This window comes from Velazquezella soli (genome assembly GCF_977018685.1).
In genome coordinates this window covers 520,320-533,623 of sequence record NZ_CDRNXF010000004.1, presented here as the reverse complement: position 1 = coordinate 533,623, position 13,304 = coordinate 520,320, and the positions used below count along the sequence as shown (strand labels likewise).

The 13,304-nt window shown below is 55.6% G+C and carries 12 protein-coding genes and 2 pseudogenes; 11 read left to right on the top strand and 3 right to left on the bottom strand.

Features of this window, described 5'->3' with window-relative positions; genetic code table 11:
• The first annotated feature begins 30 nt into the window (after positions 1-30).
• The gene (locus tag AC0JZ8_RS06205; RefSeq protein ID WP_471892066.1) at positions 31-972 is read left to right on the top strand and encodes a DUF808 domain-containing protein; all 942 of its coding nucleotides are present in this window, start codon (positions 31-33) and stop codon (positions 970-972) included.
• A 30-nt stretch (positions 973-1,002) separates the two neighbouring features.
• Here AC0JZ8_RS06205 and AC0JZ8_RS06200 read toward each other — a convergent pair.
• Positions 1,003-2,169 (bottom strand): annotated as a pseudogene (locus AC0JZ8_RS06200) (IS3 family transposase).
• A gap of 513 nt (positions 2,170-2,682) precedes the next feature.
• Between AC0JZ8_RS06200 and AC0JZ8_RS06195 the strand changes: the two are divergent.
• Positions 2,683-2,868: a hypothetical protein gene (locus tag AC0JZ8_RS06195; RefSeq protein ID WP_471892065.1), complete on the top strand. Its 186-nt coding sequence runs from the start codon at positions 2,683-2,685 to the stop codon at positions 2,866-2,868.
• Between the two features lie 148 nt (positions 2,869-3,016).
• Here AC0JZ8_RS06195 and AC0JZ8_RS06190 read toward each other — a convergent pair whose 3' ends face one another.
• A complete protein-coding gene (locus AC0JZ8_RS06190) occupies positions 3,017-4,078 on the bottom strand; it encodes a hypothetical protein (RefSeq protein WP_471892064.1) in 1,062 nt (353 codons plus the stop codon).
• 301 nt (positions 4,079-4,379) lie between these two features.
• On the opposite strand from AC0JZ8_RS06190, the gene AC0JZ8_RS06185 reads away from it, so the two are divergent.
• The 6 genes and pseudogenes from AC0JZ8_RS06185 (at position 4,380) to AC0JZ8_RS06160 (ending at position 11,107) form a co-directional block, all read left to right on the top strand.
• Positions 4,380-5,528: a tyrosine-type recombinase/integrase gene (locus tag AC0JZ8_RS06185; RefSeq protein WP_471892063.1), complete on the top strand. Its 1,149-nt coding sequence runs from the start codon at positions 4,380-4,382 to the stop codon at positions 5,526-5,528.
• Entirely contained in the window at positions 5,486-6,232 is a 747-nt protein-coding gene (locus AC0JZ8_RS06180) for a hypothetical protein (RefSeq protein ID WP_471892062.1), read from the top strand. Before AC0JZ8_RS06185 ends, AC0JZ8_RS06180 begins: the two co-directional genes overlap by 43 nt.
• Before the next feature lie 584 nt (positions 6,233-6,816).
• A complete protein-coding gene (locus AC0JZ8_RS06175; protein WP_471892061.1) occupies positions 6,817-8,901 on the top strand; it encodes a phage/plasmid primase, P4 family in 2,085 nt (694 codons plus the stop codon).
• 193 nt (positions 8,902-9,094) lie between these two features.
• A complete protein-coding gene (locus AC0JZ8_RS06170) occupies positions 9,095-9,868 on the top strand; it encodes a hypothetical protein (protein WP_471892060.1) in 774 nt (257 codons plus the stop codon).
• Between the two features lie 171 nt (positions 9,869-10,039).
• Entirely contained in the window at positions 10,040-10,735 is a 696-nt protein-coding gene (locus tag AC0JZ8_RS06165) for a tudor domain-containing protein (protein WP_471892059.1), read from the top strand.
• Positions 10,722-11,107, top strand: a pseudogene (locus AC0JZ8_RS06160) (DUF3768 domain-containing protein). The gene AC0JZ8_RS06165 and the pseudogene AC0JZ8_RS06160 overlap by 14 nt, the downstream one beginning before the upstream one ends.
• Positions 11,108-11,166: 59 nt before the next feature.
• Here the strand turns inward: AC0JZ8_RS06160 and AC0JZ8_RS06155 are convergent.
• On the bottom strand, positions 11,167-11,397 hold the full coding sequence (locus AC0JZ8_RS06155) for a helix-turn-helix domain-containing protein (RefSeq protein ID WP_471892058.1): 231 nt from the start codon (positions 11,395-11,397) through the stop codon (positions 11,167-11,169).
• 23 nt (positions 11,398-11,420) lie between these two features.
• Here AC0JZ8_RS06155 and AC0JZ8_RS06150 point away from each other — a divergent pair, with 23 nt between their 5' ends.
• The 3 genes from AC0JZ8_RS06150 to AC0JZ8_RS06140 all read left to right on the top strand — a co-directional run bounded on the left by AC0JZ8_RS06150 (position 11,421) and on the right by AC0JZ8_RS06140 (position 13,095).
• Positions 11,421-11,753 carry a DUF805 domain-containing protein gene (locus tag AC0JZ8_RS06150; protein ID WP_471892057.1) on the top strand — a complete coding sequence of 111 codons (333 nt, stop codon included), beginning with the start codon at positions 11,421-11,423 and terminating at the stop codon, positions 11,751-11,753.
• A gap of 255 nt (positions 11,754-12,008) precedes the next feature.
• Positions 12,009-12,566: a hypothetical protein gene (locus AC0JZ8_RS06145; protein WP_471892056.1), complete on the top strand. Its 558-nt coding sequence runs from the start codon at positions 12,009-12,011 to the stop codon at positions 12,564-12,566.
• Complete coding sequence (locus AC0JZ8_RS06140; protein ID WP_471892055.1) at positions 12,559-13,095, top strand: hypothetical protein; 537 nt, start codon at positions 12,559-12,561, stop codon at positions 13,093-13,095. Before AC0JZ8_RS06145 ends, AC0JZ8_RS06140 begins: the two co-directional genes overlap by 8 nt.
• Positions 13,096-13,304: the final 209 nt, after the last annotated feature.

Sequence of the window (13,304 nt, the reverse complement as noted above, 5' to 3'; positions counted from 1 at the left end):
TGTCCAATCGGAAATTAACGGAGCATTTCGTTGGCGACAGGCCTGATAGCACTACTCGACGATATCGCTGCAATAGCGAAGCTGGCTGCTACGTCGCTGGACGATGTTGCGGCCCAGACTGCAAAAGCAAGCGTCAAGGCTGCAGGCGTTGTTATCGACGACACGGCTGTAACCCCGACCTATGTCGTTGGGCTATCACCGGCCCGGGAGCTGCCGATAATTTTGCGCATCGCTCTGGGCTCGCTGCGCAACAAGCTGGTCTTCCTCCTGCCCATCTGCCTCCTGCTCGGCTACTTCGCCAACTGGCTGATCACCCCGCTGTTGATGATCGGCGGCCTGTACCTGTGCTTCGAAGGCGCTGAGAAAATATACGGTCTGCTGGCCCCCCACGCGCACGATGTGGGTGACTCGTCGACACCGGTTGACCCGGTCGCGCTCGAAGAGCAGAAGGTCGCCGGGGCTATCCGCACGGACTTCATCCTATCCGCAGAGATCATGGCCCTGACGCTTGCCGATGTTGCGGATTCCAGCATCTATACCCAGGCTATGGTGCTCGCTGCCGTAGGAGTGCTGATAACGGTTGCCGTCTATGGCGTCGTGGCTTTCATCGTAAAGGCCGATGACATCGGATTGCACATGGCAAAGGCGGGATCTGGCACGGCACGGGTGATCGGCCGCAGCCTGGTCAAGGGTGTGCCGGTGTTTCTACAGATCCTGGCGGCCGTGGGCACTGCGGCCATGCTCTGGGTCGGCGGCAGTATCGTCGTCCACGGGCTGGATGGGCTCGGGCTGTCAACACCCGAGCATGTCATAGAAGGGGCATCCCATTTCATGACGACTACCATCGGGGTTGCTCCGGCTGTGGTCGGGTGGCTTACGACATCCTCGCTTCAGGCTTTGCTGGGCATCATCCTTGGCGCCATCGTCGTCATTGGCGTAACGGCCGTGCATGCGGTGCTCCCCTCGCGTTGAATAGCCCCGAGTTTCCTAGACACCCTCGGGTTAAGTTTTCTGCCGCTTTTCGAACTCTACGGGCGACAGCATCCCGTTTCTGACATGTTTGCGCTTCGGGTTGTAGAACATCTCAATGTAGTCGAACAGGTCCTGCCTGGCTTCGTCTCTTGAGCGATATACCTTTCGGCGTATCCGCTCCCGCTTCAACAGATTGAAGAAGCTCTCAGCGACGGCATTGTCATGGCAGTTGCCCCGTCGGCTCATCGAATGAACCAGATTGTGGTGCTTCAGGAACGCTGCCCAGTCCATACTGGTGAATTGCGATCCCTGATCCGAATGCACCCGAACCTTTTCCTTTGGCTTTCGCCTCCAGACAGCCATCAGCAACGCCTGCAGCACGACATCCGTTGTCTGACGGCTCTGCATCGACCAGCCGATAACACGGCGGGAATAGAGATCGATCACCACCGCGAGATAGGCGAAGCCTTCGTTGGTCCGGATGTAGGTGATGTCCGTGACCCACGCCTTGTCCGGAGCAGCAACGTCGAATTGACGGTCCAGAGTGTTGTCGATGACAATGGAAGGCCTGCCGCCATAAACTCCGGGACGGCGCTTGTAGCCGATCTGAGCCTTTATCCCGGCAATCCGCGTCAGACGCGCAACCCGGTTAGGGCAGCATGTCTCGCCGTGATCGAGCAGGTCGTCATGAAGCTTGCGATACCCGTAGACCTTGCCGCTCTCTTCCCAAGCCGTCTGGAGCAGATTGATCTGCCGCTTGTCCTCAAAGGCACGCTTGCTCAAGGGCATCCGAAGCCAGGCATAAAACCCGCTGGGATGGATGCGGAACAGGCGACACATCATTCGCACCGAGAACCGCTGTTGATGCTGGGCAACGAACGCGTACTTCACTCATTGCCCGGCAGACGATGTTTACATCGTCGAGAGGGGTGCATCCCTGACGAAATACGCGGTCGCTTTTTTTAGTATGTCGCGCTCCTCCGTGACCCGCGCCAGTTCCTTTTTAAGCTGCCTGATCTCTTCGGACTGGTCGTTACCCTGGTTCCCAGACGCCAAGGAGAACTTCTTCTTCCACTCATAAAGCGAGTGCGGGCTTACACCGAGCCGCTGCGAAACCTCCGCAACCGGATAGCCCCGTTCCGTGATCTGACGCACCGCGTCGCGCTTAAACTCTTCGCTGAAATTCGATTTGCTCATGGTGATCTTCTTGCCTCAAAATTAGGAAAGAAGGTGTCTACAAATCTCGGGGCTATTCAATCCGATTCCGAACCATCGGCGTCCGATTCAAAAGTCTCTGCGGACGATTCGATCCTAACGGCAGGCGATTCACTTCCTCATATTATCGATTCTTCTTCTGGGAGGGGCGTCTTTCGAGTTCCCGAACGCGACAGCAGGGCCGTCGAAGAAATCCCCGAGAACGCATCTCAACGTGTCCGCACGTCGAAACAAATTGCGCTCATTCGATTCAGAATGACGGATTTCCGATTCAGAAAATTATGATTTCGATTCACTCGAAAACGGCTTGCGCCGGTCCGCCGGTCCTCTGACCATCGAAGGTGCCATCATAACAAAAGGGAGGAAAACATGGCACGACAGACATAGCGCGAACGCAACGCGAAGCAGCGAGAGAGGCAGCGGCTGCTGCGGGACCGGCACAAGATTGAGCGGCGCCCGGCACGGGATGACTTCGCCCGAATTCTGCTCTTCAGGGTGATCTCGGGCCTGCTGAAGACCGGACGGCTTTCCAAGCTGGAAGAGCTGGAAGACGAACTGGTGGAAGAACTGGCCAACCAAGGATTTGACGAACGGGCCTCATGCGAGGTCTTCAGCGCTCTCGTCGAACAGTATGGGAGTGGCGACAGCCCCTTCCGCCGCAAGGTTCATCTCGTACATTGACCGCAGCCCTGGCGGTGATCGGAAAGCCTTCTTCGCCAAGGTAGGCACTCACCTGATGCAAACGACGTTCTCCCGATGGGGACTTCGTCCCCCTGTTACTTCGTGAAACGCCGTTTGCCTCTGAGCCGGCGCCCCCGAAAGACGGAAATCATTTCCGCTTCGGCGGTCCTGCTGCCCGCTCGCGTCTGGCGATAGCATCGAAGTCCAAGCCACGGAAGATCGAGTAGTCGATCTCAGGATCGAGAGGCAGTGCCTTGAGCTTGCGCGCCTCCTTCTCCGTGGCGACGTCGAAGCCATAGGTATCGACGGGATGATCGCCGATCAGTTCGATGAAAAGAGCAAGGCGGCTCTCTGCCGTAGATAGGTCGCGTGCGATGTTGACCCCACCGGAAAGACGCCGCTTAGCCACATAAGTCGGAATCGCGTCGCTGAGCCTGGACTGGGAGGACCTTGGCCGCTTCACCGTCCGCCGGTCCAACGCGAAGGCGGGGATCAATCGCCCTTCGGCGTCGCGGGGCCGTTCCTCGGCAGTCAATGACTCGTGCCCGGCGACGTTCATCGGTTGGACGTCGCTGTTGTCTGCTGTCTGAGGTGGCGTCGCCACTGACTTTGCGGCTACGACAGGTGTGGAAGCAGGATCCGAGAGCGCCGACGACGCAGAGAGCTTCGCCACCGCCGACTGCTTCAGGATCTCCTCGTTGCCGGTGATGAGCTCATTGAACGGCTCGCCCTGAGCCTTCTTCTCCAGTTCGCGGTTGAGGTTGACGAGGTCTCGGATGCCTGCGGCCTTCTGCAACTCCTCGACGGGGACCGCTGCGTTCGAGCGATCGATCATTCCGAGGTAAGCCTTCAGCTCGCCCTTCATTTCGATGACGAACTCACGCGCCCGCATCTCGCTGTCTTCGTCATCCTGCATACCGCTACCGTGCCTCATCGAATCAAACATCAGTCTGGCCCTGGCCGCCAGAAGGTCGGCCAGCAGCCGGGCTCGCCTGTGAGAGCAGGCACCGAGGCTGAGCCGCAAGGGCGGGATGGCTTTCGTGCCACCGCTCGTCTTCGGCAGCTTAATCTGGAAGATGTAAACGGACCCTGATTTCGCGAGATAGGGACCCGGCCCTCTGGCAACCGGCTTGGTGGCCGCTGCCTGATTCGTTGGATCGGGCGATACCCCAACGTGTACCGGAAGGTGTACCGGGCGCGATACCTGCATGATTTTCACTCCTCAAGGGCCGCTGGCGAGCAGAGGTTTTGCGAGGAAATCCAAAATCTTGCAGGTAACTGGCGGAGAGTGAATACAACCTGGCGGAGAGGGTGGCCGCCATTTTTTAATCCAGATGCAGCCGCCTTGGTGCAATAACGCAATGATATCAACTATAGGAAAAATTTTAGTTGTCCAATAGGCCCTTTACAATCCGCGCAAAGCCAGCAAGAAATGTGGGGCATTTTGTGGGTTGAGAGAGGCTGGTAGAAGATTGAAGGGGGGCAAACATCCTGAGAAGGCGCTGAGTGCAATGAAGGTCAACAGGCTTTCCAAAGCGGGGCGTTATGCCGATGGGAACGGACTATACCTAGTGGTTGATGACAGTGGTGCAAAACGGTGGCTACTGCGCATCGTTGTCCTGGGCAAGAGGACAGACATAGGACTTGGTGGAACCAGTCTCGTAAGCTTAGCCGAAGCACGTGAAACGGCGCTTGAATATCGCAAGCTTGCACGGTTGGGCGGCGACCCGCTCGCGGCAAAGCGAGCAGCGAAAACCGTCATTCCGACCTTCAAGGATGCTGCCGAGGCTGTTCATTCCGACAATATGGTGGTCTGGAAGAACGGCAAGCATAACCAACAATGGATCAACACACTCAAGCAGTATGCTTTTCCCATAATTGGCGAGCTGACCGTGGATCGGATCGGAACTCCGGACATATTGAGGATACTTACCCCAATATGGCTCACGAAAGCGGAGACCGCCCGCCGGGTTCGTCAGCGCATTGGTACTGTCATGGACTGGGCTAAAGCAGCAGGTTATAGAACGGGCGACAACCCTATCGAAGGGGTGACGCGCGGTTTGCCGAAGCAGCCGACGAAAGACCGACACCACAAGGCGTTACCCTACACCGCCGTGCCGCAGTTTGTAGTAAACCTTAAAGGAAGTGATAGCGGCCTGATCGCTAAGCTGTCGTTCGAATTTCTCATTCTCACCGCGACGCGAACTAGTGAAACGCTAGATGCAAAATGGGTTGAGTTTAGCCTCGCAGATGCGCTTTGGACTATTCCTGCTGAGCGTATGAAGGCCAAACGTATCCATCGCATTCCATTAAGTGGTCGTTGCCTCGAAATACTAGCGGCTGCGCGTGAGCTATCAATTGCCAGCGAATTTGTTTTTCCAGGCCGCTCCTTGAACAGGCCGCAGTCGAACATGGTTTTTCTCAAGATCATTGGCACGATGAAGGCGGAGACGACTGCACATGGGTTTCGCTCGTCTTTTAGAGATTGGGCAGCCGAGTCGACCGCCTATCCTCGTGAGATCGCTGAAATGGCACTGGCGCACACCATAGAGAATAAGGTCGAAGCAGCTTATCGTCGTGGTGATCTACTCGATAAGCGAAGGGAGATGATGTTCGAATGGTCGACATTCATAAGCAAAGTGACTCCTCCACAGAGTTGAAGGCCGAAGACGATTATTTTCCCGACCAGGAGGATGTCCGATTAAAAGTCGAACAGACCTACAACGCGGCGTACGCCGTCCTGGTGTCGGACCAGATAAAAAACGAACTCCATGTGCGGTACCGTGTAGCGAACCCGGCGGTTGTAAAGGAGGTCAAGTCAAAGCTTTTCGACCTTTTTTACCTACATGTTTCGTATCAGCGGGTGAAATTCCATCTTGAGGACGAGAGCACCGCTCACCTCGCGAAACTTGCGCTCGCTGATGTTGAGGCCATCCATAAATCGTTGAATGCGATTCCTCCGACGCTCATAGAGTTATTCCTTGCTCAACAAGGGCACCACGCTGCGATTTTCAGCGACACAGCCCGGCAGTCCCTCGTTGAATTTCTCGAGTTTTGCACTCAACGCGCGTCACTTCCCAAGAAATCGCGAGGGCGAAAACCGGATGATGTCAGTCAGCTGATAACGGCCGATGCCGTTGAACTATTTCAGTATTGGGTAGGCCGATCATTTACATGGAATCTTAATTCCCCAGTTCGTACCAACACAAGTGAAACGGACTTCGAGGGTGGCGACGCCGCCTGTGTCCGGGCAATACTAGTGGGGGTAGATCCCAACCTTACAAAAGCGCGAATACGGACTGCATTGAAACAGCTTCGTAATAGTTCAGGTCAGAAATTACAGCGACCGGGCAGCAATTCCTGACCTGAGATAGTCGTGCAATCTACTCCGATATGATGAATATGAATGGCGTTGTCCAAAGAGCGGAGGCGCCAATCAAAGAGTTCCCATCAACCGGCTTAGTCCGGCTCAATCAAATCATCAGGCCCGACGGCCCACTCCCGATCAGTAAAAGTTCCTGGTGGTCGAAAGTCCGCAGCGGTGAGTATCCGCCTGCAATCAAGCTTGGCCCCCGGACAACGTGCTGGGACGCCAAAGCAGTCCGCGCACTGTTCGAGCCTGAGAAAAAATAGCTGTTGTAAAGGGTGGCGTTGCCGGTCGAGCGGCGACGACCACGCACACTTCCCTTATCCCCAACCTACTGCCGAAGCGGCACTCGGTACCGCATGCCGTGCCGCTTTATATCCAAAGGAAATACGCAAGCGGGTGGAAAATCATTCGCCGCATACGACCTGATCGGCGTTCGAATGAATTCAAGTCGTAGAGACACCAGTACGTTCTTAGCATCAAGTCCGCGCCGCGACTTCAGCATCTAAGCCTTGCCCAAACACACCTCTGCCGGAGCTATCCGCTCCGAGTGAAGACCCATGTCCAAATAGGAGATAATCGTGCCGAATAAACCTCGCATATTTTTGAATATTACCCAGGAATCTTTTGTAGCGCTATTCGAAGTTGCCTTGAGATTTCTTTTGCTAGGCATTGCTATCGTTCCACTTCGTCCGCGTTCCAAGCTACCTTTTCCCGGTTACAGTTCCCGTAAATTTATCACCGACGAAAGCGAGCTCCGTGCATTCTGTGAACAAAACCCAAATGCTAATTATGGGCTAGTGACCGGACTGCCCTCTAAGGTTGTTGTTCTCGACGTAGACGGCAAGCGCGGTATTGAATCACTGAAGCGCCTCAAGGGGGTGCTTCCGGGCTTTCCGAACACCCCGACGGTCAAAACCGCCACTGGCTATCATTATTATTTTCGCGATGAAGATGGCCTCTTCCATAATTCTACGAGCCAACTGGGGCTTGGTTTAGATATCCGCGGTGACGGTGGCTATGCCGTTGGTCCAGGTAGCGTGCATCCGAGCGGCCACCGATACGAATTTTTCAAGGGCCGCAGCGTGGACAGTGTTCCATTGCCGTCGTCGATCTGGCTAAAAAATGCGTTTGCTACACTTCCCGAAAATCCAAATCAGGCGGCCTCCGCAAACCCACCCTCTGTTACGATTATCGAAGGGGGTCGCAACATTGCACTAACGCAGTACCTGGGCATGCATGTCCGACGTGGCGTCAGGGAAGATGAGCTGACCGTTCTGGCCATTGCCGAAAACGCGAAATACGTCCCTCCTCTTGAGCACACCGAGGTGTTGAAGGTAGTTCAAAGCGTCATGCGGTACCGTCCTGTGGATAAGGAAGCAGACCCCGGCGAAGCGTACGCGTCACTAGCCCTCGAAGCCGAATTCGCCGGTGGCAACAACCTGCTGCATTCATCAGACGGGAATTTCTGGAAGTTCGACGGCAAGAAGTGGTGCGTACTGACCCTGGCCTTACTAAAAAAGAAAATTTTGGGTGTCATCGAGAAAAGCAATGATCGCCCGCCTATGGCCACATCTGCACTGGTCAAGCAGGTCATTGAGCTTCTAATCCCGAAGGCCACCGTCGAGGGTGACCCACTGCACTTCTACAGTCATCCTCCCTCGGTGCTCAACTTGCGTAACGGTGAGTTGTGGCTGTGCCCTGATGGTTCCGTGGAACTGAAGCCTCATCGAGCAGCGTCGTACCTTCGGCACTATCTGGATATCGACTTCGATCCCGCAGCGACATCGCCGTTGTTCGACAAGGCTCTTCTGGAGATGTTTCCCGGCGAGAACGGTGACGTCATCCCGTACCTTCACGAGGTGTTTGGCTACGTCCTACAGCCGCGTCGCCCAATCGCCCTGGTAATGATCTGGAAGGGCGGCGGCAGCAACGGCAAATCCGCTCTAGCTGGACTTCTAGCTCACATGCTCGGCTTCGATGCCGTTACGTCGACGAGCGTTAAGATCCTTGGTCAGAATCAGTTCTCTACGAATGCGCTTTTCGGTCGTCTCCTTTTTCTTGATGATGACGTACCGACAGGCACGCGGCTGCCTGACGGCGAGCTGAAGAAGATCAGCGAGGAAAAGCTCTTATCGGGAGAGCGCAAGTTCGGCGACCCGTACAATTTCGTTAACCGCGCGTTCCCGCTGCTACTATGCAACAACCCACCCACCATTATCGATATCAGCGAGGGAATGCGGCGCCGCCTCCAAGTTGTGCCGTTCGACGTGAATTTCAACAAGGATCGGCAGGACCGCACGCTATTCGACCGCCTCAAGCAGACCGAGCTATCAGGTGTATTGAACCACGCTATCGCTGGCTACAGCCGCGTAATTCGTTCCGGATGGAGACTGAGCGAACCGGCTGCAGTGAAGCGTGCAACGGGTCGATTCTTGATGGAGGCGAATCCCATCCCAGCATTCCTTGATGAGACAACGAAGCTTGGTGGCAATATTCTGGTCGGTGATCTCTACAACCGGTATGAGTCTTGGTGCCGTCAGCAGGGCATCACCATGGCACAGCAGCGACTTAGCTTCCAGCGTAACGTCGAATCGTGCGGCTACAAGGCTGTCCGGCGCAGCAGAGGCATGGTCTTCATGGGCCTTAACCTTCGCCAAGGTTAGCGCCAGCCACGAGGCCAGGGTGGTGGTGTCAAAAATGACGATGAATTTCAGTCATTGTGAATCAGGCATTGGGTAACCATCAGCCCCTTAACCCTGCCTGCACTACTGTCACCACCACCGAACTAATGATGCGAAGACCAGGCCGCGTCGGAGTGCTTGCGAGATTCCATACCAACCAAAGTGGGATGCATGCATGACGGCCGGCCTCCCCGTCATGATTTTTTTGAAGGAAGAAAAAGTGAATACATCGAAACTAGTCATGAAGTTCGTTGATAACCACCTTCGTCATGCAGACCGCATCAGGTTTGCACCAGGCCACGTTGATTACGGGGACGCAGCGACGGACCTCAAGTGGTACCGGCAGGCCGTTGTTGCAGAGCCAGGTCCGGACCCCACTCAGCTTCTTAAGCGCCTGCCGTTTGTCCTGAAAGCTTCTCAAGCACCATCTCTCCCTCGGGAGAAAGTCTACCGGGTCTCCATTTCTGCTGACGTACTTGTGGCCGAACCATTTGATGAGTTCGATGGAGAGCCTGAACTTGTAACCATCGCCGGCGCGGTTCGTCGTACGCTCCCGGATGCCCACATCGCCGGAAGCTTCAGGCCGCACCGTTTCCGCGACTCGGGGGGCAAGTTTCTCCTCGAAGCGGACTTCCTCATCTGGGGCTGCTCTAAAAAAGAGCTGGAGACTCTCGCTCTCAAGCTTAGTCGAGAATATGAGCGTGTCGTCCATGCCGTGCCGGTGATGCGCTTCTTCAAGTTGAAGAGCTCGGACGACTTCTTGAAAAACTTATTCGAGACGATGAGCATTCCCGACCGCCAGCTCATCACCGAGCGTGAGTTCTCCACGTGCTGTACGATAGGCATGGACTTCTGCGCAGAGCTTGAGTTGAAGGAGCTCCTGAGGAAGTTCTCCTTCGAACAACTTCTTTTCGTTGAGGGAGAAGGCGAGCGACTGGTATCGAGCTAGTAGCAGGCCAAGAACCCCTAACCTATTGACATAGAACGTTTTTATAGGTAATTTATCGTCAGTTTGGTTGGCTGTTCACTACGCTTATGTAGCGAACGGTCAGGCTGAATAACTAATATTTCCATCAACTAGGGCGCCCTCGTGGCGCTCTTTTTCGTTCAAGGAACTGACATGAACCCTGCGTCGTATCCCTCGCCATCAGCCCTCCGTGTTTCCCTACCTCGTCTTTCCATCCTCGGTCAGCCACCGATGATCGGCACCTCACCGGCGGCAGCCGGTGTTATTGCACCTCAGCTAGTAGCCGCGCCCGCCTTCCTCATGGTCGGCCTGGATGACAAGGGAAAGCCACACGCCTCATGGTTTGCCGCTGATCAGGCAGAGGCTGCTGCTAGGGCTGCTAGATTGATGGGTATGGCCATCATTGAAGTGGCCGGCGAGAAACTCACTGCACTCGCCCGCGCCCTGCCTCAAGGCAAGCTCTTTGAGAGCGGCAAAGCATTTGTACCCTTCGTCAAGCGTTTGACCTATGACGCGCTTGCCGTGCATCTTGATGACGAGTACATGGCAGCCGCTACCAAGCGGGTTGAAGCAGCAGCCGCCGCCGGTGCCGACTACGCGAAGGCGAGCAAGGGAGAGGCGCCGCCGCGTCACTACCCTGAACATTGGTCGAAGATCGCCACCGGTGACATCGTGCTGGCTTCTGAGGGGCATGACGATGGCTGGTGGCCGGCGACGGTGGTTGCTGTGCAAGATTCTGGCGACTACCTTCTCCGCTGGACGGACTGGCCAGAGCTCGACCAGTTTATTCGGCCTGCCACGCAGCTGGCGTTGCTGCACCCCCATTTCACGACCGATGCACCGGAGTGATGGCGCCGGCGCGCCTCAGGCGGCCCCGCCGGCGACCGATGAATCAGGCGCCGGCACTCGTCGTGTTCGTGAGCTCAACGATCACCTGCGCCGCACCTCCGGCGGCGGGCGCACGATGATGACGGCGGGTGTGCAGGCGCTGGACGACGCCATCCGGCGGGAGTTGCGGCGGCGGGTGCGAGCATACGAAAATTTCGATGTCGCTAACGATCCTTACGGTGAACACGACTTCGGTCGCGTCGACGTCGGCTGCGTCTCCTACTACTGGAAGATCGACTACTACGACGTCGATTAGCCCATGGTTCGCCGGACCCTGCCGATGTGGCGATGACGCGCCGGGTCATGACAATTATGCGGAGCGATGAGTATTAACATGCTCGCTGTGACGCACGCCGAACAAAGACAAGACTGCGACACTCTCGCAGCCTTGTTCATTTAGAGCTCGGCTTGCGCCCCGACCGCAGCGGTGCCGGTTTGCCGGAGCCCTCTTCGAATTCTTGGAACAGCGCACCTACCGGCACTTTCAAGGCTGCAGCAACTGCTTCCAACACGCTGATCGTTACGTTCTCTTCACCCCGTTCGATACAGCCGACATACGAGCGGTCAATCTCCGCCACCCGAAGCCTGCGGACATTCCAGCCGATGAGTTCGCGTGCATTCATGATGGCGCGAAGCACTCATTTACGTGGTCCATCTGATACCGAGTCTCGCTGTCACTGTTCGCCGGCTGTACGACGCCGGCAAGTCAGGCTGGCTCGTGCTGCTGCTGCTGGTGCCGCTATTGAGTTTAATTTGCTATGTTGTTTTCGGCTCCCTCGCATCGACACCGGGCGCACACAGGTTCGGCACGGCAGCCACGCAGCAGGCCACAGCGAGCCCTAAAACGCGAGGGGCAGCATTGAGCGCTTGCAGGGTCGAGCAAGTGGAAAAGCTCGCTGGGCTGCTCGCCTCAGGCGCTATTGATGACCTCGAATTTCGCCGCCTCAAGGCTGACCTGATGCAGGAGGCCGTACGATGAAGATAGCAGCCGGCATCATCGCCATCATGTTGGGGGTTACTCGTTCTACTACAGTCTTGCACTATTAGCGCCGGCTCGAGCCTGACTGACAATCAGGCGATGGCTGAGGCGGGTGGTGGTCCCACTTCACCAACGATGCTCGGTACGTCCTGTGCGTAAGGCCCCATGAAGTCTCTAGTGGCTTGTAGAAGTTTGCTTGCACCCCTAGTGTCGTCAAGAGTGCCGAGGGCGCTGGAAGCAAAAACGGATGACGTCATGCCTATATCAGACAAAGATTTCAACGATTTCGTAAATAGTGTTTCAGTTGGAGACGACCCTTTCCAGCCACCTGACAGGCTTCGAAATAGGCTGTCCGAATGGGTTTCCGCGCTAGATGAGCTGTACGTCATGGTGGAGAGCTTCTTATCCGACCATATAGAAAAGGGCACGATTAGACTATCGTATGACGAAGTCGATCTAAATGAAAACTATATCGGGCCGTACAAGCTAAAACGCATGCTAATCCAGATCGGCAGCCGTTATGTACGGCTGCTTCCAGTGGGAACGGTTATCATCGGCGGCAAAGGACGCGTCGATGTAATTGGTCAAGTTGGTAAATCGCGCCTCGTGCTAATCGAGGAGAGTGTGAATAAGCCGCAGGACCTCATTCGAGTGACAGTACGTCAGGAGGGATCAAACGCTCCAGCTGCGACAGAATCGACTGGTACGGCGAACTATCAGTGGAAGATTGCGACCAATCCTCCGGCCTTGCGATTTATTGAGCTCGAAAAAGGTAATTTTCTAGAACTCTTGCTTGAAGTGAGCAATGCGTAGCGGGGTCAGCCTTTCCAATCTACATATTGACGTCGGCGACTACAGTATTCATCACGCCGATGTAGAGCATTCCCTCAAACTTTTCTTCAACGAAGCCTCGCCCTCCTTTGCGACACGCTTTGTAGCAATGACAAAACCCGAGGTTGTGGCGCTACTCAACGATCGGCTGGAGGAAGTCGAACGCGCCGGAGCTCTGACACTACTCAGCGGCCTTGAAGCGCTTTTCCGAATTGATTACGTCAACCGCGTGGATCGTCGCAAGAAGGACCGATTGTCCCTCGCGCTTCGTGAGGTATTTCGGGAACATGGTCGCCGCGCAAACCTCGAAGACACTATTTTGGGTTGCTGGAAAGCTCACGCCGAAATTGATCCGACCGTTGTGTCGCAGCTTCGCGGTGCCTTTAAATACCGGCACTGGCTAGCGCATGGTCGTTACTGGACACCTAAATTTGGCCGACAGTACGATTACGAAAACATCTATACCATGGCTATCGCCATCCGAGACAATTTTCCTTTCGATCTGACTTGATCAAGCCGTAGGTTTCAAAAATGGACGTTGTGGCTTCGAACCTGTAGCAGGCGACGCCTGTATTGCAGATCTTTACATTCCGCTTATTGCCCATTCCTAAATGCAGTTCCGGAATGGGCTCATGGTTCCAGTAGCTCCAGGCCGCCTGAGAATCTCCCTTAACTTAATGTCCTTGAGAAGGTGAGTCTAATAATGGCGGATTCCGGCGC